This window comes from Arthrobacter sp. OV608 (assembly GCA_900110595.1).
Classification (GTDB): Bacteria; Actinomycetota; Actinomycetes; order Actinomycetales; family Micrococcaceae; genus Arthrobacter.
The window spans coordinates 51,220-70,616 of the sequence record FOEZ01000020.1; the positions used below are offsets into that span (position 1 = coordinate 51,220).

Genomic DNA, 19,397 nt, shown 5'->3' on the forward strand with positions numbered 1-19,397 from the left:
TATTCTTCGCTGATTCCCCGTAAATTGGAACATGAAAAGCGGAAGCGTTGGCCCCCCGAGGAGGGTTCTCCATGAAAGTTGTTGTGTTGGCCAAGCAGGTTCCGGACACGTGGTCTGATCGTAAGATCGACTTGCGATCCGGAATGCTGGACCGCGGTGCGTCTGAGCCGGTGCCGGACGAGATTAATGAACGGGCTCTTGAGAACGCCCTTCAGCTGAAGGATTTGCGCAAAGATACCGAAGTCGTCGTGGTCGCGATGGGGCCGGAGGACGCAGGGAAGACCCTCCGGAAGCTGTTGTCGATGGGCGCGGATTCCGCAGTTTTGGTCTCGGATGAGTCCTTGGCAGGTTCCGATATGGTGCAGACAGCGCGGGTGCTGGCTGCCGCCATCGGAAAGCTTGGAGGCGTCGATCTGGTCGTTGCCGGCAATGCGGCCACGGACGGGCGAGGAGGAATGGTCCCAGCAATGGTGGCCGAGATCCTGGGGTGGCCGGTAGTTCCGGGGTTGGATGAGCTCCTCATCGGGCCGGATGCCGTGTCGGGTTGGGCCCAGGTGGACGGCGGCGCTTTGCGATTGTCATCGCCTTTGCCAGCAGTAGTATCGGTCACTGAGAAGTCCGCTGATGCTCGGTTTCCAAATTTCAAGGGGATTATGGCGGCGAAGAAGAAGCCGTTGGCCAGCTGGTCGCTCGTTGATCTGGGGATCGCGGCCACTCCGGAAGTTGCATCGGTGATGGTCTCGGCTTCGGCCCGCCCTGCCAAGCAGGCCGGACCGAAGGTTGTTGACGACGGTACCGCGGCAACGCAGCTGGCTGAGTTTCTTGCGGCGAACCGCCTCATCTGAACACGGGCAAATCCCTCTTGATACTGAAGTTATACAGCTGAAGGAAGACACCATGGCATACACGGGAAACGTTTTGGTCCTGATTGAGACGACCCGAGAGGGGTCGCCGAAGTCCACTGCAGCTGGCCTGCTTAGGCTGGCTGCCGAGCTCGGCAAGCCCGTAGCGGTGGCGGTTACCGCCCCAGGCCGGTCGGGGGGCTTAGCCGCTGACTTGGGGGCCTTGGGTGCGGCCAACGTGTACCTGGCCGAATCGGAGAGCGCCCCCACCGAGTTGGGGTCCGCGCAGGTCGGTGCCATGGCAGACGCGGTAAAGACTTACCGGGCCGGCCTGGTGCTGATGCCGGCGACGAACGATTCAAACGCTGTGGCGGGCAGGCTCGCAATCGTGTCTGGCGGTTCCGTAGCCGCTGATGCGGTCGCGGTTCGCTTTGACGAGGAGAGCCAGGAGATCATTGCTTCCCATTCAGTGTTCGGCGGCGACTTTACGACGGAGTCGACGGTGGAAGGGGGCCTGATGGTGGTCACGGTGCGTCCGGGTTCCATTGAGGGCGGGGCCGAGGCCGTTGCATCCCCTGAGGTTACGACCGCGCACATTGCAACACCGACGGCGAGCGGGGCCAGGATCGATGAGGTTACCGAGGCTGCGGCGAAAGCAGGCAGACCCGTGTTGCGAGGGGCGAAGATTGTCGTCTCTGGCGGACGCGGCGTTGGTTCGAAGGAGGCGTTTAGCGTGGTGGAGGAACTTGCCGACGTGTTGGGCGCCGCGGTGGGTGCCTCGCGTGCTGCCGTTGATGCCGGGTACGTGCCTCAGTCCCACCAGGTGGGTCAGACCGGCGTGACGGTGACTCCGGAACTCTATGTGGCACTGGGAATCTCCGGGGCGATCCAGCACCGGGCAGGGATGCAGACTTCTAAAACGATCGTTGCTATCAACAAGGACGAGGATGCACCGATCTTCGACGTCGCCGATTACGGCATCGTCGGGGACGTGTTCACAGTGGTCCCACAGCTGATCGAAGAGATCAACAAGCGACGCAGCTGACCAATGCCGGCAGTCCGCTACCCACCCAGGACCATGCTCAGTAGTGCCGACGGAGGCCTTCCCACCGTATGAACCCGAAGTTGATATACAGATAAAGGACCGAGATCTATGACTAGCGAGCCAAACCCCAACCCGGCATCGAAACGGCGCCGCATGGCGGGATATACGCCGCTAGCCCCTGGACGAGGGGACACAGAGCCTGTGCCTGCGGAGCGCTTGGAGACGCATTTGCAGCAACAACAGCAGGGTGATTCGCTGGTTGCAGAGGGGGCCATGACGTCGCCGGAGACCAGTGATGACGGCACGGCGTTGATCGACAAAAAGCAACTTCAGGGAATGGACTTGCCAGCGGAGCGGGCTGCACAGGAATACGACCAATCGAAGTCCGCTGCCGATCCTACTCCTGCACGGAAACGCCGTATGGGCGCTCCTCCCCATACGGCCGGTGGGGAGGAGGTCGCACGCCCACCGACTGATTCTGAGGTAGGGGGCGGTTCTGGTGCCGCCCAGTCGAGTTTGTCCCCCTCGGCGGCCAAAGCGACCTCTTCGACGCGTCTCCTCGACACAAAGGGAGCCGCCTGGGGCGGCCCCGTCAGTAAGGGGAACGTGGCTGGCCTGGGATGGCGGAAGCCCGCCGTCGTTATCTCCGTATTGATGATTCTGGCTTCAGTGGTGGTGTTCAGCGCCCGCTGGCTGCGCACCCTTGAAGGTGTGCAGCAGTTCGTCATGTCTTACAGCGGTCACGCGTGGCAGCCGGATGGCGCTCCCGTCGGAATCCCGGCATGGCTGGGCTGGCAACACTTTCTCAACATGTTCTTCATCGTGCTGATCATCCGCACCGGTCTCCAGGTGCGTACGGAGCGTAAGCCTCCTGGCTACTGGACGGCGAAGAAGGACTCGTTCTTCTCCCCAAGGGGCAACAGCCCGAAAAAGGTATCCCTGTCCCAATGGCTGCACCAGGCTCTGGATGTGCTCTGGGTGGTGAACGGGATAATCTTCGTCGCTCTGCTATTTGTCAGCGGGCACTGGACGCGGATTGTACCGACGAGTTGGGACATCTTCCCAAACATGCTCTCAGCGGCAGTCCAATATGCCTCGTTGGACTGGCCGGCCGAAAACGGCTGGGTGCACTACAACGCACTGCAGGTGATGGCCTACTTCCTCACGGTGTTCATCGCCGCCCCGTTGGCGGTTCTGACGGGCGCCCGGATGTCGACTTGGTGGCCCGAACGCGCTCGGCGCCTCACGACGATATATCCGGTGGAATGGGCGCGGGCATTGCACTTTCCGGTGATGCTCTACTTCGTTGCGTTTGCGGTGGTGCATGTGTTCCTGGTGTTCTTCACCGGAGCCTTACAGAACCTAAACCACATGTACGGTTCCCGGGACGTGGTGGACTGGTGGGGCCTTGTCGTGTTTCTGATCTCGCTGTTGGTCATCGCCGCAGCCTGGTTCCTGACCAAACCGTTGTTCACCACACCCATCGCAAACCGTATGGGCAAGGTCACCAAATAGTTCAACGAGCTCCAGCCCGATGGGGTGAAGCATGGGCAGGAATCACCGCTGATCCCTGCGTGACCTGCAGGAAACAAACCGAATAACAGGCCGCTCAAAGGCCATTTCCGGTTGGGACTCCCGTTCGGAAGGCGCCCGGCCGCTGACGTCCAGAGTCACCGGCACTGTTCGACTGGTCACTCTAGGTCGGTCAGCGGGCCGGACGGAAGAGTGCGTGGGCTTGTGCGACTGGCTTGGTTTCGAAGGCCTTGTCAAGGTTCTCTCGCGGAGCAGTTTCTGAGCCACGTGGTGCCGGGTTCCGTGGAGTTGTACGCATGCTGAACAGTTCCACGTCCACGCTGCACAGGGAGCGGCCTGTATGTCGGATTCGTGCGCGTGTAGCAATCGGTCCAGTGGACGGGCGCAGAAACACCATCCGCAGGGACTGGAGATCGAAATGATCAGGAGCCGGAGTGGCCGCATGGGCAGCGAGTCCCGCCATCATGGTCATAGCCCCTCCGTGAACGGTCCCATTGCGATTCATGAACTCATCGACCGCAGGGAAGTCCGGCCCCCTAAGGAAACCTTCGGTATTCGCTGGCTTCCCGCCCTCAGGGCTCGAGGCCGGACTACGCATGCCAAGCAACCTGTCCAACGTGACGTCGGATTCGGGCCCCAAGGGCAGCGCGCCCATACGGTTGAAATGGTCAAGTGCCCCGGCGGGGGTGGGTCCGACTGTTTGAAACCAGCCAACGGCATGTACGTGCTCCCTACCGTCCGGCCCACGGAGACTGCCAAAGGATACGCCTCCCCTCGGATCTAGGAAGCCGCTTCTGGTCCAAGCCTCCAGTACTGTGCCGTCAGCAGGTAGCGGGGCCAGGAAGTTCAGTTGCAGCTCCGTCGTGACCATCCAAGTAAGGTCCGGGTTGGCGGCGCGGATAGAAGTTGCGAGAGTTTGGTCCAACAGGGAGGCGGCCGTCAACCCCGTTGGGCGCCCCTCATGGTCCAGGCACCAAACTCCAGTGACCATGGAACCGGTGCATTCGGGTACCGTGCCGTCAACGGCGCCACGCAGCCGGGTTCGCATGAGCCGCTCGACGCGCCCCGACACGGGCGCCACAGCGCCGCGGGAAGCTGGGGTGCTGGGATCGGCGGGCGGGGAGGACTTGTGCATGCCCGGAGTTGAAGGAGCCATTCCACGAACATATCGCAGTCTTCGCTTTGCCTGAATCCGTTTAGCAATCTATGGGCCGTCGAGTGTCCGGTTGGTCTCTGCCGCAAAACTTGGCAGTCGAACCTATTATGGTCCGCCCGCTCGTCAGACACTTGATTGTTGATCAGTAAGTGATATCCTGCTTGCATAGTACCGCTCTCAAGCCAGTCAGGACACTGGCAAACGAGGCAATTGGTCCACCGGGTTGCGACTAGCTCGCCGGCTCCGAGGGCCGGCAATCTAGGTTGCAAGGGCGGTCTAGAGGGCTGCCATGGTACTCACGAGGCTCGCATCGCGGATCTGTTACCTCGCTGCGTTGGCGGTGGGGCGCAATATAAGAAACCAGCGTGCAGGCTCGGAGCATTCGATGCGCAAGCTATTGAATTACACGTAAAACTAGAACTGAGGACATCAAGTGACCACACGTGATACCAATGCTTGGGAAACTGACATCGGGGAAGTCGAGAAGGACGATGTAATTATTCGGGGACACCGCCTGAGTCAATTGATCGGGAATACTTCATATTCTGAGATGATGTACCTGGTTCTTACCGGGAACCGTTCAACACCTGGTCAGGCTCGCGTTCTTGATGCTCTACTCGTCTCGGTGATGGAACACGGAATATCGCCGTCGAGTACGATCACCAGAATGCTGGCATCATACGGGGTTCCCATTCAAGTAGGGATTGCAGCAGGAGTAACCACCTTCGGGGACATCCAGGGTGGCGCCGGACAACAACTGGCATTGAAGTTGCAATCGGTTGTTCATCGAATAGCCGAAGATGGCGAGGTCACCGACGAATCGCTGCAGCGAGCCGCCAAGGAGATTGTGGCTGACAGCAGGGCAAGGCGCGCCCCTCTTGAGGGGTTTGGTCATCCGCAACACGGTGCGGATCCGCGCTTTCCTATTCTGATGGGTATCGCCAAGGAAGAAGGGGTCTTCTCCCATCACTCGGCGTTGCTGGCCCACCTGGAACACGAGCTGAGTCAAGCGGTTGGGCGCAAGATTCCAGCGAACGTCGATGGCGCGATTGCAGCTCTCATTCTTGATCTCGGGTTCACCTGGGAGACGACGCGAATATTCCTGGTCGCACCGCGGTCTGTCGGCCTTGCAGCCCACTACTTGGAGGAGGTTGCACAAGGAAACACGTGGCGGCACGTTCCTGCCGACCAGGTAAATTACACCGGCCCAAACCCATCGTAATTGGTAATCCAACAGTGATGACAATGTTCGAGTAGCAGTATTGGCGTTGCGCTGCGGTCATCTTGTATTTCTCACAATCAACTTATGTGAGGTTTTGCTGTCTGAGTTCCTGCATGTTTAGTTGAGCGACAACACAATTGCGTCGGAATTTCAGTGATCGCAGAGTGGCTCGGGACAATCTTGCTCGAGCATCAGTATTAAAGAACGATCGAATGAATGGGAGCAGGCTTATGGGTGTTCTGGATGGAAGAGTGGCGATTGTGACTGGCGCCGGACGCGGTCTCGGCCGCGAGCATGCCCTGCTGCTTGCGGCCGAGGGTGCGCGTGTGGTTGTCAATGACGTTGGGGGAGCGAGCCCGGACAATGGTCCGGCGCATGACGTGGTTGCCGAAATCATATCCGCGGGCGGCCAGGCCGTGGCTAATACTGACAGCGTCAGTGACTGGCATGGCGCGCAGCGGCTGGTCGAAACCGCCATCCGCGAATTCGGCGACCTCCATGTGGTGGTAAACAACGCGGGCATCATGAGGGATCGGACGTTGATCAACATGACCGAGGAGGAGTTTGACTCGGTGGTGGACGTCAATCTAAAGGGTACTTTCGCTGTCAGCAGGCACGCGGCTGCGTATTGGCGTAACCAATCAAAATTGGGGCTGGCCGCAGACCGGGCGATTATCAATACCTCCTCGGCCGCGGGTCTACAGCCTGGGGCAGGCCAGACGAACTACGCCGCAGCGAAGGCAGGGATCGCTGCCATGACGCAGGTCGCTTCAAAGGAGCTCAAGAGGTATGGCGTACGGGTCAACTGTATTGCGCCGGCTGCGCGGACCCACTTGACTCTGTCTACGCCGGGGCTAAGTGAACGGGTTGCGGAGCCGGAATCCGAGACGGAGTTTGACAGCTGGCACCCCGGAAATATCTCACCGCTGGTCGCGTTCCTGGCGGCCGAGCGCTGCGCCCTCTCCGGCCATATGTTCCGTGTGGTGGGTGATCTGATCGGAGTCTACGAAGGATGGCGGGTCGTAGAGACATTCGAGAACGGTAGCCGCTGGAGTGTGCCGCAGATCGAGCAGGCACTTGTCGGCGTCGCGGTCGAGCCCGTCGCCCAAGAAGCCTGAGCGTAACGCATCCTTCCATTGCCGAACGGGAGAGGCTCCGTGCCCGAGTTCGCCTGGTCACCCGGGTGTTTGCGTCCTCGCACTGGTGAGGACAGGTGCGTTTCGCCGCGGTGGGAAACTGACGACCGAGTCCGGCAAGAGTCGCCTGATTCGCTAGTCGAACTAAAAGCTTGATTGTCGACCAGTAAGTGTTAGACTAGCTGAAGGCTACTTGAGCAAACGACCCGCACTGGAGCGGAGCCTTTTCGTTTTTGTTGAGAGAGTGAATTGGAGTAACTATGACCGACCGCGTAGCGATCGCTGGAATTGGAATGACTTCTTTTGGGAAGTTTCTTGATCGATCGGTGAAGAGTCTCTCCGAGGAAGCTGTGAGAATAGCGCTGGAGGATGCCGGAATCGATGCGGACAAAGTAGACCGCGTCTACTTCGGCAACTCGGCGTCTGGAGTCATAACCGGGCAGGAGATGATTCGAGGCCAAGCCGCGCTCAGGAACACGGGCCTCATGGGCAAGCCCATAATCAATGTGGAAAACGCTTGCGCTACGGGCAGCACAGCGTTCCATCTGGCGTGGCAGACAGTGGCCAGTGGCCAGGCAGATGTTGTGCTGGCAGTGGGAGCGGAGAAGCTGAGTCATCCAGACAAGACCGTCTCAATCGCAGCGTTCGGAGGTGCGGTAGACAAGGAAGAAGAACTGCCCTCGCACGTTGGCTCCGGCAGCGGCTCCATTTTTATGGACATTTACGCAGAACGTACTCGCAGGTACATGGACGCCACGGGAACGACGCCAGCCGATTTTGCTCGAATAACCGTCAAGAGCCGTCACGCTGCGTCGCTCAACCCCTTCGCGCAGTTTCGTAAAGAGACGACGGTCGAGGAAGTGCTGGCAAGCCGGATGATCAGTGAACCGTTGACGCTTCCTATGTGCTCTGCAATCGGCGATGGAGCAGCAGCGGTGATCCTGTGTTCGGCTCGTGTGGCGTCCAAGCTCTCAAGGTTCAGGCCTGTTTGGGTAGCCAGTTCGGCGCTTGTTTCGGGCTCAGCAGATCCGACGAAGCCGAACGCTTCGTCTCGGGCTGCGAAGGTGGCTTACGAGGCAGCTTCGATTGGTCCCGAGGACGTCCATGTGGCAGAGGTTCACGACGCATCGGCCCCTGGCGAGCTAATCAATTACGAAGTCATGCAGTTCTGTGCGCCGGGGGGTGCTGCGGAACTGTTGCGCAGTGGTGCGACGGACCTTGGCGGAAGGATTTCTGTCAATCCGAGCGGTGGTTTGCTCAGCAGGGGCCACCCGATTGGTGCTACCGGAACCGCTCAAATATTCGAACTTGTCCATCAGTTGCGCGGGGAAGCGGGTGCACGGCAACGGGAGTCGGCAAAAGTCGCCGTAGCGCAGAATTCTGGCGGGCAGGTTGGCGGAGATTCTGCTGCAGCGGTGGTCTCAATCCTCGTAGCCTAATTTTCTTTCGCTGCCAGCATGCCTAATGAGCCTGGCGGCATTGGTCTAAGGTCGGGGGAACAGGGCGAATTGTCCTCATGAGGGGATGCGGCGCTGTCCGCATCCCCTTTGTGGACTGCAGTTACCTGGCTGGATTGGTCGTTGTACTCCCGTAGCACTGAAGGATCCCTGCCGGTTGAGCGGCCGGCGCCGTTGGCTCAGAAGCGTTGACGCGCTCAATCAACTTCAAGCTGAGTGGCTGGGATATCGCCCGGTCCACCTGGTTTGATGCCCACACAAGGCTGGGCGGAACTGCGTCGAAGATGTCCTCGTCATGAGCGGATATGAAAGCGTCCGTATCGTTACCGCAACAGTGTCGGGGGCGCTGGTTCCCGAACTACAGCGGAAAATCGAGCGACATACGTGAACGCGACCAGGAACTAGCGACGATTTCGCTTCTCGGCCTCCCTTGCCACCAGGGCGCTGTTCACCGCGTAGCGCGGCACTAAGTGTCTAGGATCCCGGTTTCGAATGCGAGGTGTTAGGTTGGCCCTTCAACGCAGCGTGAGATTATGAATTCCACCTGCTCATCCTCCCGCAGGCTAATACAGGAGACCTTAACGTTGTCAGCGATGGTCGAAAAGTGAGCCGTTTTGCGGGCTGAAAAGTGAGCCACTTTGACGCTGGTTATTCTGCCGTATTTTCGGGTCTTGTCGAGGGTAGCGAGTCGACTTGGGTGTGTTTGAGGCGGTAGCTGGAGCCTTTGAGGGTGATGACTTCGGCGTGGTGGACGATGCGGTCGATCATGGCCGAGGCCACGACCTGATCGCCGAAGACGTCTCCCCAGCGGGCGAAGGGCAGGTTCGAGGTCAGGATCAGTGAGGCGTGCTCGTAGCGGGATGAGACCAGTTGGAAGAACAGGTTGGCGGCGTCCTGTTCGAAGGGGATGTAGCCGACTTCGTCCACGATGATCAGTCCGTAGCGGCGCAGCCTGACCAGTTCCTGGGGCAGCCTGCCGTTCTGGTGGGCTGCTTGGAGCCGGGCGACCCAGTCGATGGCGGTGGCGAACAGGACCCGGTGGCCGAGCTGGGTGGCTCGTAGGCCCAGGCCTGTGGCGATGTGGGTTTTGCCGGTGCCGGGCGGTCCGAGCAGGACGATGTTGGACTCTTCGGTGAGGAACGCGCCGGTGGCCAAGTGCGCGATGGTGTCACGTTTGAGGCCGGGCTGATGATCGAAATTGAAATCCTCGAGTGATTTCCGGGCCGGGAACCCAGCAGCCCGGGCCCTGATCTCGGCGCCGGAGGCTTCCCTGGCCGCGACTTCCCGGGACAGGACAGCGGCGAGGTACTCCTCGTGAGTCCAGCCACCTTCCCTTTCCTGGTCAGCGAGCCGGATTGCTGCTTCACGGATCCGCGGTGCTTTCATCGCCCGGGAGTAGTACTCGATCTGACCAATGGTTTCCTTAGCGCCCGGCATGTTCGGCGACCTGCCCGTCATCAAGCACGACACCGAACGCCAGGTCGTAGTCCGCCAAGTCCCGCAGCCCCGTTGTCTCGCCCACCGGGTGAGGGGTTTGGAAGGCCTTCCGCAGTGCCCTTGCCGCCTCGACGTGCTCGGGGTCGGTGATCGTCAGGCCGCTGCCCCAGGACCGGGGATGGGCCCCGACGGATCTGCCGTCCAGGCTGATCGTGACGGATTCGAGGTTGGCGGTGACGTCGACGAACCTGCCGATGGCCTGCGGGTGGACCGAGTAGTCGTTGGATCCCATCCGGACGTAGTAGTCCCGCGGGAGTCGAACCCTTGAGGTGAAGCCGGTGGCCGGTGGAACCGGTGGCAGTGCCAGCATCGCCGCTTTGTCCGCAGCGAGCAGGTCCGTCGGGCGGGCGCCGGTCCGCCGGACCAGCCGGGCGTTGGCCTTCGGCAGCCACTGCCCGAGCTGGGTGTTGAAGTCCTCCGGGGAGGCGAAGACCCTGCCCGGCAGGAAGGAAGTCTCCAGGAACTGGTTGGCCCGCTCGACCACGCCCTTGCTCTCCGGATCGTAGGGCTTGACCGGCACGATCCGGGTGGCCAACACCCCGGCGAACGCTGCGACTCCGGCGGCGTAGCTGTTCCGCCGGCCGATGCCGGTCTCGTTGTCCCAGATCAGCCTGCGTGGAACCGCACCCAGGGATCCGAGCAGCTCCCACATTCCGGCCAGCAGGTCCCCGGTCATCCTCGACGGGATCATCCGGGCCATGATGAACCGTGAATGCGAGGACACCATCACCAGGACTGGCAATACCTTGGCTTTGCCGGCACCGACGGGTATCCGCACCTCGGGGAACCACAGATCGCACTGCGCCTGATCACCGGGCTCATACGTGATCCGGTCAGCTGGATCAGCCGGGGCATACTCGGGCCGGATCCGGGCAACATTCTCCCGGAACCAGGCCGCAGACCCACGCTAGCCCACCCGTTCAGCCAACACCGTCGCCGGCATCCGCGGTTTCTCCAGCAGCAGCGCACGAATAGCCGGTTCCACAGCCTTAATCCCGGAGTCCTGCGCCGCCCGAACGTAAGTTGGCGGACCCTCGGAGCTGACCGCCTTCGCAACCGTGTTCCTGGAGATCCCCAACCGCGCCGCTATTGACCTCATCGACTCAGCCTCGGCCAGATGCAACCGCCGAATAAGCGCCCAATCCTTCACTGTAATCACCCACCCAATCGTTTGGAACGGGTGGCTCACTTTTCAACCGTCACAATGGCTCACTTTTCGACCGTCACCGACAAACGTACAGGACCTCGGTGAAGTCCTCAGACGGCGTAAACTTGGAGTGCGTGTTGTGTGTGAATTGATCGGGCGGCCAGTTGGAATGTGGTCCAGGGTGCTGGGCCGCACTCAACTTAGCAGGCTACGTCCCCCATTGCGGCGTCATCACGAGACAAAGCCCACGGACCCTAGGCGACCATAATCCGCCAGCCTCTACGAAGAACCCGAAGAACCAAGTTTTTATTCGTGGAGATTAAGTTGCCGAGCTGGAGAGATTTCGGGTCCCCGTTCACCGTGTGGGCGAATCCTGTCGTTAGGGACTCCAGCCGCGTCGAAGCCGCTGGGGATGGCGGTCTTTTAGCCGCATGGCACAGCACCCTCGGACAGACGTAGCGGATTGATTATCCTTAGCAGGTGGAGGAATGCTTAGCCACGCGGCAGGCTCCGGGTCTCTCCGCCGTCGAGAATCCTCCCCGGATTTCTTCCCTACCCGCTTCGGGCGGTCCTGGAGGGGCAGCGATACCGACGTAGAACGCAGCGGAGCAGGAAACGATTAGGATGCTTATCGGATTTGGCTCAGCAGGCCGCGGTGGGCACGGAAGGATTGTACCGATCAGCGACCCGCCGCATAGGTCCAGTGGTCAAGAAACCCTGCACGCTGCTAGCTCCGAGGCACCAGAGGGAAGAATCGCGTCAAGCGGAGCATAAGGACGTCCTTTGGACTGAGAAACTTCCCTTGAGGCCCTCGACGCAACTTTATTGCGTCACTTCCAGTCTCTTGTCAGCAGTCTGCCGGTAGATCGGGGTCTGGTTCCCCGTATCTGGAGCGCTGGGAGAAACTCCGGACACGGCGTTCAGCAACCGTCTCAATCAGCTGCAAGCGAAACAGAGTCTCCAACTTTACGGTGGGGCAGGGCGATTATCGATGGCATCGGAGGTATGTAAGCCTGCGGCGTACGAACCGGGTCAGTGGGCACTGCGCCGCCTGGTCTGCAGTGCCCACTGAACATATTTAGGTACGGGGAGTTTGTTACTCTTCCGTTCGGACGATGGGGAGTTCGATGTATGACGGGCGGCTGGTGTCGTGGTAGAGCCGCTGATGTGCGGGGAGGAACTCCGTCCCGGCCTGGTCGCCGGTGTTGAGGTTCCGGTCCCACCGGGGGAAGCAGCTGTTAGTGATCTGCACCCTGATTCTGTGTCCGGCGAGGAACACGTTGCTTGTTGACCACAGGTCGATCTCGATCTCCTGGGCCTCGTCTGCACCGCTTTCTATGCGGAGGATGCCGTCGGTCAGGTTCAGAGACCGCCCGTCGGGGTCCACGTCGCACAGACGGGCGACCCAGTCCGTCGATGGCGCCGAGCTCTGGACGTGCAGCCGTACCCGGATTGGCCCTGTTACCTCAAGGTCCTCATGGAGGACCTCGGAGGTGAAGACGAGCACGTCCGGTCGTGACTCGACCGGTGCTTGGTCATGAGGGCCCCGTCCTGGTGTGAGGGCCATTGGCCCACCGTACGTGGGGACGGGGTCGGCGGGATCATAGTCGATCTCACTCGGCCCTGCTTCGATGGGCAGTGCCTTCGGGCTAAGGTCACCATCGGCATGCATGTGCCAGCGCTCGGTGCGGGAGCGTTGCAGGGGCCAGGTTTCCTCGTCGCGCCATTCATTGCGTCCCATCACGAATATCCGTACCGGAGCCGAGGCGCTAACAGGTGCATCATCGGTGAGGTGGCCGCGCAGAAACGCCAGCACTTCATCGCTCCACTTGCCGTTTGGGTGGGCTCCCGCGTCCCGGCTGGACATGATTCCGAAGTCCTGGGCGCCGATCCGGTTGCCGAAGTCCTCGTGGGTCCATGGTCCGATGATCAGCCGCGATTCCCGGCCGAGGTTGCGCATTGCTGCGAAGTTGTCGATGGTTCCCTGCAGGCAGGTGTCGTACCAGCCTCCAGTGTGCAGGCTGGGGATCTGGACACGGGAGTGGCTCCCGGCCACCCGCATGTGCTCGGTGGCCTCCACGTCAGTTGCTGCGCCCGGCTCTACGAACACCGGCGTGCCGTGCCGTCGCAGCACGGGCAGTTCGGCGACCGGCAATCCCCAGTAGCCGTCCTTCTCGAGACCGTCGAAGTCTTCAATAAGGGCCGAAACGCGGGCAGCCAACTCATCCTCCGTCAGGCCCTGACGTGACAACCAGTCGAACCCGGCAGCCAGCGACCACGATGTGATCACCGTGAACTGCGTCGCACCGCCGCGGGCTACCAGGGCCTCACGCGGCTCCGTCCACGTCATCAGGGGCGTGATCGCCTTCAACGCAGGCGGCTGCTGAAGCGCGGCCTGCCATTGCGTGTTCCCGCAGTAGCTACCACCGACCATGCCGACCCGCCCGTTGGAGCCGGCAAGTTGGGCGGCCCAAGCAATGGTGTCAAAGCCGTCAGGGCCCTCGTGCTGCAGCGGCTCCCAGTCACCGTCTGAAGCGTAGCGGCCGCGGACATCCTGGATGACCATGATGAACCCTTTTCGGGCCACTTCTGTCGGAGAGAAACCATTCCAAACGTTGTCCGCAGCCCCGGCCTTGTTATAAGGCGTGCGCACCACCAAGGTAGGCCAAGGCCCGTCCCCGGCAGGGCGGTAGACATCAGCCCGCAGCACGACGCCGTCCCGCATCCGCGCAGGGACATCAAGTGCCACCTGCACAGAAGCTGACGCGTCAATAACCTCGTTCGTGGCGTTCATGCCCTCTGCTTTCGTGTTCTGGGTCATTTGGCTTGAACCTGGTCGCGGAAGATCCATCGGAGTGTTTCGGGGAAGACTGCGCCGGCGTGCCCGAGGGTGTGTCCGCCGGTGCCGAATACGAACATCGAATCGTAGCGGCGGTACTTCAGGGCCGCGTCGAGGTCGTGGTTGGCGATGGGAATGTTGCCGTAAATGATATCGACGTCGCGCTTGCCGGATTGGTGCCAGACGCGGATTGGCTTGCGCGGGGTGCGCCGGACCATGCTGGGGAGGTTGTTCGCGCCCAGGATGTTGATGAAGCTGCCGCAGTGCGCGATCACGTTTGCGAACTCGTCCGGGCGATGGAAGGCAGCGGTAAAGGCCCCGGCGCCACCGGAACTGAAGCCGCAGATTACGCGGCCCTTCGGGTCATCGGTCAACCGGACTTTGGTCCGGATGACGGGAAACAGCTCCTCCACCAGGTAGCGGGCGAAGTCCTCACTGACAGTGTCGTACTCGACACCGCGGTTCGTGCTCCCACCGTAGATCGGGTAACCCGGTCCCGTCTCCCCAGGGTTGTGGAACAGGCCGACGGTCATGGGGATCTCACCCAAGTGCACCAGGTTGTCCAGCACTGTGGTGGCGCGAACCTTCTCTCCGGTGTACTCCAGGCCGTCCAGGCAGATCATCAGGTTGACCGATTCGGCCTCTTCGGCCCCGTGGGGCAGATACAGGTAGACACTGCTCGTCACGCCGGGGTATACGGTGTGACTGGTCCACCTGAAGTGGTAGTACTTCCCGGCAGGAACGCCCTCCTGCGGCAGCGATTCGGATGTCAGGCGGTACTCGGACACCGTGTCGTTTTCTGATAACTCGACAGTGGCAATGTCCTTGCTGGGGATCCTACTTTCTTCCAATAAGTTTGCCCCAGACGAAATTCCCCAGTGGTCGAGATCCACCAGTTCGAGCTTGGTTGCAGTTGCCTGCGCATGGGTCATGGTGAAACACCCTTTCTTCTTTTCAAGGTGGTCGAGGTCTTGTCTCGAGGTCGCGAATGACTTGGCGCTCTGCCGTGATAAGCACTGAGAAACCAACACCAAGCACTCTGACGACGGCGGCTGCCGGCCACGTCAGGTTGGGCTTTCGCGCCACGCTGGTTCCGTTTGGGTACGTACCCTCAGGTGATCTCCTTAGGTTCGTAAGTATTCGACGGACGTAAATTATGTGGTGACATAACCCACACCTTCAATTCAGCAGCGTGCATTGATTTTGCCTCAAGTTTGAATGGTTCAGGTAGTGGTGGTTTAACCAATCGGCGAGCCATGATTTGGTGTTGTTTCAGTGTCCAGACTTTTTTGCTAGGTGTCGCCCGCGTCACAAGTGTCAGTGACACTTGTGACGCGGGCGACAAGTCGTGGACACGAGAGGTGCTGGGCGGGTCATTAGGTCCGCGGCCCTAATCGAGTAAATCTGGCAGCCAGCGCGAGGCCCTGTAACTCCTGGGTTCCAAACCAAGATTGTGCTGCGGTGCCCTCAGCCTGTGAAGAGGCGTTATTTGAAGGGAAGCATCGACTAAGCGCGATTTCATTTGGCTTGAACCTGGTCGCGGAAGATCCATCGGAGTGTTTCGGGGAAGACTGCGCCGGCGTGCCCGAGGGTGTGTCCGCCGGGGCCGAATACGAACATCGAATCGTAGCGGCGGTACTTCAGGGCCGCGTCGAGGTCGTGGTTGGCGATGGGAATGTTGCCGTAAATGATATCGAGGTCGCGCTTGCCGGATTGGTGCCAGACGCGGATTGGCTTGCGCGGGGTGTGCCGGACCATGCTGGGGAGGTTGTTCGCGCCCAGGATGTTGATGAAGCTGCCGCAGTGCGCGATCACGTTTGCGAACTCGTCCGGGCGATGGAAGGCAGCGGTAAACGCCCCGGCGCCACCGGAACTGAAGCCGCAGATTACGCGGCCCTTCGGGTCATCGGTCAACCGGACTTTGGTCCGGATGACGGGAAACAGCTCCTCCACCAGGTAGCGGGCGAAGTCCTCACTGACAGTGTCGTACTCGACACCGCGGTTCGTGCTCCCACCGTAGATCGGGTAACCCGGTCCCGTCTCCCCAGGGTTGTGGAACAGGCCGACGGTCATGGGGATCTCACCCAAGTGCACCAGGTTGTCCAGCACTGTGGTGGCGCGAACCTTCTCTCCGGTGTACTCCAGGCCGTCCAGGCAGATCATCAGGTTGACCGATTCGGCCTCTTCGGCCCCGTGGGGCAGATACAGGTAGACACTGCTCGTCACGCCGGGGTATACGGTGTGACTGGTCCACCTGAAGTGGTAGTACTTCCCGGCAGGAACGCCCTCCTGCGGCAGCGATTCGGATGTCAGGCGGTACTCGGACACCGTGTCGTTTTCTGATAACTCGACAGTGGCAATGTCCTTGCTGGGGATCCTACTTTCTTCCAATAAGTTTGCCCCAGACGAAATCCCCCAGTGGTCGAGATCCACCAGTTCGAGCTTGGTTGCAGTTGCCTGCGCATGGGTCATGGTGAAACACCCTCTCTTCTTTTCAAGGTGGTCGAGGTCTTGTCTCGAGGTCGCGAATGACTTGGCGCTCTGCCGTGATAAGCACTGAGAAACCAACACCAAGCACTCTGACGACGGCGGCTGCCGGCCACGTCAGGTTGGGCTTTCGCGCCACGCTGGTTCCGTTTGGGTACGTACCTTAAGGTGACTTCCATTTTCCCGTACCTATTCGTCCGTGGTAGATCGATTGGCTTCTACGAGAGGCTCGTGATCCTGGCGTCTCCAGTGCTTTAATCCCGCACGTTCACGGTCAGTGAATGAATTGACCTTTCCTCAAGCCAAATGGTTCGGGTAGTGGTGGTCTAACTAATCGCCGCCGTAGGACTTGGGGCTATTCCAGTGCCCAGGCGAGTGCTGGGGACGTAGAGCGCAGCATCGTCGAAAAGCGGATCTGGGGCTACTTGAGGTTGGGGATCCGACAATTGTGGCCGACGAGCACAGATGCGTGAGAAGGCCCGGCCTCGTCTATCCAGGCCGTCGGCACTTGCGGCAATATCATCGCCTCAGGCTGTGCGATCCAGGGGAACTGGCAGCAACTGCGAGAACCTCGTCGCCAACGGTATGCCACCCCGTAAATCCGTTCTGCAGCGGGCTTGATGTCGGGGCCCGTGTGTTGGCGATTGGGAGGAGGCCAAAGTCTCGAAAGCTCGTTGGTAAAACAACTAGTTACGAGCAGATGACGAAGCGACAAACATCATAATCAGATGTAGGTCGCGACTAAGCGAGCATGCCCTAGTGACCGAGCCCATGCACTCCTAGGAGAGGTCGCACATGTCGAACCCTTTTGAAGACAGGACCCCTGCATCAGGGGCAACAATTCTCTTCTTTGAAGGTATTGATCGAAAATGGACGTAAGAAGGAATTGATCGAAAAATGGACGTGATGAGTTCAGTGGATACTAAGGCGCCGCCACAGAGCCAGCCACACCTCAGGGGCAATATGGGGTTCCTGTCGCTGTTCTTCAGCGTAGTGGCGTACAACGCCCCCTTGGTGGTTGTCGTCGGGGCCATCCCCATCATGGTGAGCAGCGGCGCAGGCCTGGGCACGCCAGTGTCGTTCCTCATTGCAGGGGCCATCCTGGGGGCATTCGCCGTCGGCTTCACGCGTATGTCGAAAATTATGCCGAAGCCAGGCGGCTTCTATTCGATGATCACCGCCGGACTTGGCCGGGAAATCGGCCTCGGCTCCGGTCTCGTGGCCCTTTTGGGTTACTTCTGCGCCTATGCCGGAAGCGTCGTGTTCGGAGGTGTAGTCATGGGAGAACTGGTACATGGCACTCTCAACGGGCCAGACCTGCCTTGGTACGTCTGGGCTGGCATCTTCTGGGCGGCCAGCTCAATCCTCGGCTATTTCAAGGTCGAATTGTCAGCAAAGGTTCTGACGCTTTTCCTGTTTTTGGAGGTCGTCGTCGTTGTCTCTTACGACGTCCTGGTCTTCGTCAATGGGGGAGCGAGTCATGAGGGCATCTCCGTAGCACCGCTAAGCCCGGTGCACTGGTTCGACGGATCCTTCCCGCTGGGCTTGCTCTTCGCTCTCGGGATGTTTGCAGGCTTCGAGGTAACCGTCCTGTTTCGTGAGGAGGTTCGTGATCCCAGCCGAACGATTCCCCGCGTCACCTATGCCGTGATCGCCCTAGGGACGGTTGTTTACGGCCTTTCCGCACTGTTGTTCCTTAATTCGATCGGTCTTGACAAGGTCGTCGAAGCAGCCGCCGCTGACCCAACCGGTTCGATGACGCAGAGCCTTCAAGCCTTCGGCGGGAAAGTCCTAGCGGACGCCGCGACCGTCCTGGTCAATACGAGCACTTTTGCGGTTGTTCTAGCGGCGCACAACATCTCGGCCAGATACTCATTTAATTTGAGTGCGGACGGAATCCTCCCGCGAAAACTGAGCAGAGTGCACCCTCGCCACGGCTCGCCCCACGTCTCGTCCATGGCCGTTAGTGCTGCAGGCTTGGCTGTGAGCCTCGTGGTGATCCTCACGGGAATAGGGGCCATTGACTTCTATACGGCTCTGCTCGGAATCACCAGTTTCGTGATCCTTGGTGTGATCTTCGTGACAGGAGTCTCAGTCCCGGTCTATCTGCGTCGTCGTGGCCGGCAGCACTCGGTGTGGAGCAGGATCGTCCTCCCGACCTTGTCGCTTGTTGGCCTGGGTATCGGACTAATCCTGGCCGGGGTGAACTTTCCCCTCTTGGTCGGAGGATCCCATGTCCTTGCAGGCCTCCTGATGACGCTGATTGTCGGCCTGTTCGTGCTCGGCATTGCTCTCGCCGCGGTTTACCGGCGAACCAAACCGGGGACTTATGCCCACATCGGCCGACAGTGAGGCCCTGCATTAGCAGGGCAATGGGAGGCGCAAGCCCCAAACTTAACGGTCTGCGTCCCAGGAGGGGCGAAGTGATATGGACTAATCCGGCAGCAGCGGCCTAGAAAGTGCTTTCCACTCCCACCGATCCTTCTCCTGCCGCTTCCGGCCCCCGATATCGTTGAGCGCCTCGATGTGGTTGTCCAGGAAAGCTTCTTGGGCCTGCGAAGAGGATCGCGGAGTCCAGTCGGCGTGAGTCCGAGAACTGCGGTCATTGAAGGGTTGCGGCTCAACAGGATGAATGCGGGGTTGGAACTATATAGGCCAAGACGGCTGTTAGCCGCATTAGGGTGGCGGGCACAGGTTGTCCGAGATCTGACTAAGGGGGATGGCGAGCTCGGTTGCTGCAAATTGGCACGGCGAGCCATTATCTTTGAACCGAGCCATACCCACGAGACCAGCTTAAATAGGTGGGCAGAATCCAAAATAGGTTCCCTTTGGCTTCTAACGGAACCGGCAAGAGGTGTCCCGCGCTGATGACAGCAACGTGCTGGCACCACGCCATCTCCGGCGCCGCAGATTTTCACACTCGACGCGGCCGGAGTCTCAAAGTGGCTCTTCGCGGTTGATGGGGAATGAGTTCGTGTCGTTGAAGACAAAGGGGCCCGTGGCCCTGCTGGGATGAGGGTGTCTAGCATTCAACCT

The 19,397-nt window shown here is 60.2% G+C and carries 12 protein-coding genes and 1 pseudogene; 7 read left to right on the forward strand and 6 right to left on the reverse strand.

The annotated features are described in order from the left end of the window. Window positions 1–71 precede the first annotated feature (71 nt). The 3 genes from BMX78_RS19280 (at window position 72) to BMX78_RS19290 (ending at window position 3,402) form a co-directional block, all read left to right on the forward strand. Complete coding sequence (locus BMX78_RS19280) at window positions 72–845, forward strand: electron transfer flavoprotein subunit beta/FixA family protein (protein WP_091423040.1); 774 nt, start codon at window positions 72–74, stop codon at window positions 843–845. A gap of 52 nt (window positions 846–897) precedes the next feature. Next, window positions 898–1,887, forward strand: a complete 990-nt coding sequence (locus tag BMX78_RS19285; protein WP_091423046.1) for an electron transfer flavoprotein subunit alpha/FixB family protein — start codon at window positions 898–900, stop codon at window positions 1,885–1,887. 201 nt (window positions 1,888–2,088) lie between these two features. Then, window positions 2,089–3,402, forward strand: coding sequence for a cytochrome b/b6 domain-containing protein (locus tag BMX78_RS19290; RefSeq protein WP_286139167.1), 1,314 nt, complete (start codon window positions 2,089–2,091; stop codon window positions 3,400–3,402). A gap of 190 nt (window positions 3,403–3,592) precedes the next feature. Here BMX78_RS19290 and BMX78_RS23735 read toward each other — a convergent pair whose 3' ends face one another. Further along, a complete protein-coding gene (locus BMX78_RS23735; RefSeq protein WP_353615454.1) occupies window positions 3,593–4,576 on the reverse strand; it encodes an acyl-CoA thioesterase domain-containing protein in 984 nt (327 codons plus the stop codon). A gap of 433 nt (window positions 4,577–5,009) precedes the next feature. Here BMX78_RS23735 and BMX78_RS19295 point away from each other — a divergent pair, with 433 nt between their 5' ends. From BMX78_RS19295 to BMX78_RS19305, 3 genes are all read left to right on the forward strand, one after another. After that, complete coding sequence (locus BMX78_RS19295) at window positions 5,010–5,798, forward strand: citryl-CoA lyase (protein WP_091423052.1); 789 nt, start codon at window positions 5,010–5,012, stop codon at window positions 5,796–5,798. A 230-nt stretch (window positions 5,799–6,028) separates the two neighbouring features. After that, window positions 6,029–6,916, forward strand: a complete 888-nt coding sequence (locus BMX78_RS19300) for an SDR family oxidoreductase (RefSeq protein WP_091423081.1) — start codon at window positions 6,029–6,031, stop codon at window positions 6,914–6,916. 278 nt (window positions 6,917–7,194) lie between these two features. Next, on the forward strand, window positions 7,195–8,373 hold the full coding sequence (locus BMX78_RS19305) for a thiolase family protein (RefSeq protein ID WP_091423057.1): 1,179 nt from the start codon (window positions 7,195–7,197) through the stop codon (window positions 8,371–8,373). Window positions 8,374–9,039: 666 nt separating this feature from the next. Here the strand turns inward: BMX78_RS19305 and istB are convergent. The 5 genes and pseudogenes from istB to BMX78_RS19330 form a co-directional block, all read right to left on the reverse strand. Then, the gene (gene istB / locus BMX78_RS19310; protein WP_091423060.1) at window positions 9,040–9,828 is read right to left on the reverse strand and encodes an IS21-like element helper ATPase IstB; all 789 of its coding nucleotides are present in this window, start codon (window positions 9,826–9,828) and stop codon (window positions 9,040–9,042) included. Further along, window positions 9,815–11,047: pseudogene (gene istA, locus BMX78_RS19315) on the reverse strand (IS21 family transposase). Before istA ends, istB begins: the two are co-directional and overlap by 14 nt. A 1,084-nt stretch (window positions 11,048–12,131) precedes the next feature. Beyond that, window positions 12,132–13,856 carry a CocE/NonD family hydrolase gene (locus tag BMX78_RS19320; protein ID WP_211482600.1) on the reverse strand — a complete coding sequence of 575 codons (1,725 nt, stop codon included), beginning with the start codon at window positions 13,854–13,856 and terminating at the stop codon, window positions 12,132–12,134. Continuing rightward, window positions 13,853–14,806: an alpha/beta hydrolase gene (locus BMX78_RS19325; protein ID WP_091423063.1), complete on the reverse strand. Its 954-nt coding sequence runs from the start codon at window positions 14,804–14,806 to the stop codon at window positions 13,853–13,855. Before BMX78_RS19325 ends, BMX78_RS19320 begins: the two co-directional genes overlap by 4 nt. Window positions 14,807–15,392: 586 nt before the next feature. Continuing rightward, window positions 15,393–16,346, reverse strand: a complete 954-nt coding sequence (locus BMX78_RS19330) for an alpha/beta hydrolase (RefSeq protein ID WP_091423067.1) — start codon at window positions 16,344–16,346, stop codon at window positions 15,393–15,395. Window positions 16,347–17,258: 912 nt separating this feature from the next. Between BMX78_RS19330 and BMX78_RS19335 the strand changes: the two genes are divergently transcribed. Next, window positions 17,259–18,713: an APC family permease gene (locus BMX78_RS19335; protein WP_091423070.1), complete on the forward strand. Its 1,455-nt coding sequence runs from the start codon at window positions 17,259–17,261 to the stop codon at window positions 18,711–18,713. Window positions 18,714–19,397: the final 684 nt, after the last annotated feature.

What these genes read in the sequence shown, in the direction of transcription:
- BMX78_RS19280 (WP_091423040.1), top strand. Translation starts at nt 72, where the DNA reads ATGAAAGTTGTTGTGTTGGCCAAGCAGGTTCCGGACACGTGGTCTGAT.
- BMX78_RS19285 (WP_091423046.1), top strand. Translation starts at nt 898, where the DNA reads ATGGCATACACGGGAAACGTTTTGGTCCTGATTGAGACGACCCGAGAG.
- BMX78_RS23735 (WP_353615454.1), bottom strand. Translation starts at nt 4,576, where the DNA reads ATGGCTCCTTCAACTCCGGGCATGCACAAGTCCTCCCCGCCCGCCGAT.
- BMX78_RS19300 (WP_091423081.1), top strand. Translation starts at nt 6,029, where the DNA reads ATGGGTGTTCTGGATGGAAGAGTGGCGATTGTGACTGGCGCCGGACGC.
- BMX78_RS19305 (WP_091423057.1), top strand. Translation starts at nt 7,195, where the DNA reads ATGACCGACCGCGTAGCGATCGCTGGAATTGGAATGACTTCTTTTGGG.
- istB (WP_091423060.1), bottom strand. Translation starts at nt 9,828, where the DNA reads ATGCCGGGCGCTAAGGAAACCATTGGTCAGATCGAGTACTACTCCCGG.
- BMX78_RS19320 (WP_211482600.1), bottom strand. Translation starts at nt 13,856, where the DNA reads ATGACCCAGAACACGAAAGCAGAGGGCATGAACGCCACGAACGAGGTT.
- BMX78_RS19325 (WP_091423063.1), bottom strand. Translation starts at nt 14,806, where the DNA reads ATGACCCATGCGCAGGCAACTGCAACCAAGCTCGAACTGGTGGATCTC.
- BMX78_RS19330 (WP_091423067.1), bottom strand. Translation starts at nt 16,346, where the DNA reads ATGACCCATGCGCAGGCAACTGCAACCAAGCTCGAACTGGTGGATCTC.
- BMX78_RS19335 (WP_091423070.1), top strand. Translation starts at nt 17,259, where the DNA reads ATGGACGTGATGAGTTCAGTGGATACTAAGGCGCCGCCACAGAGCCAG.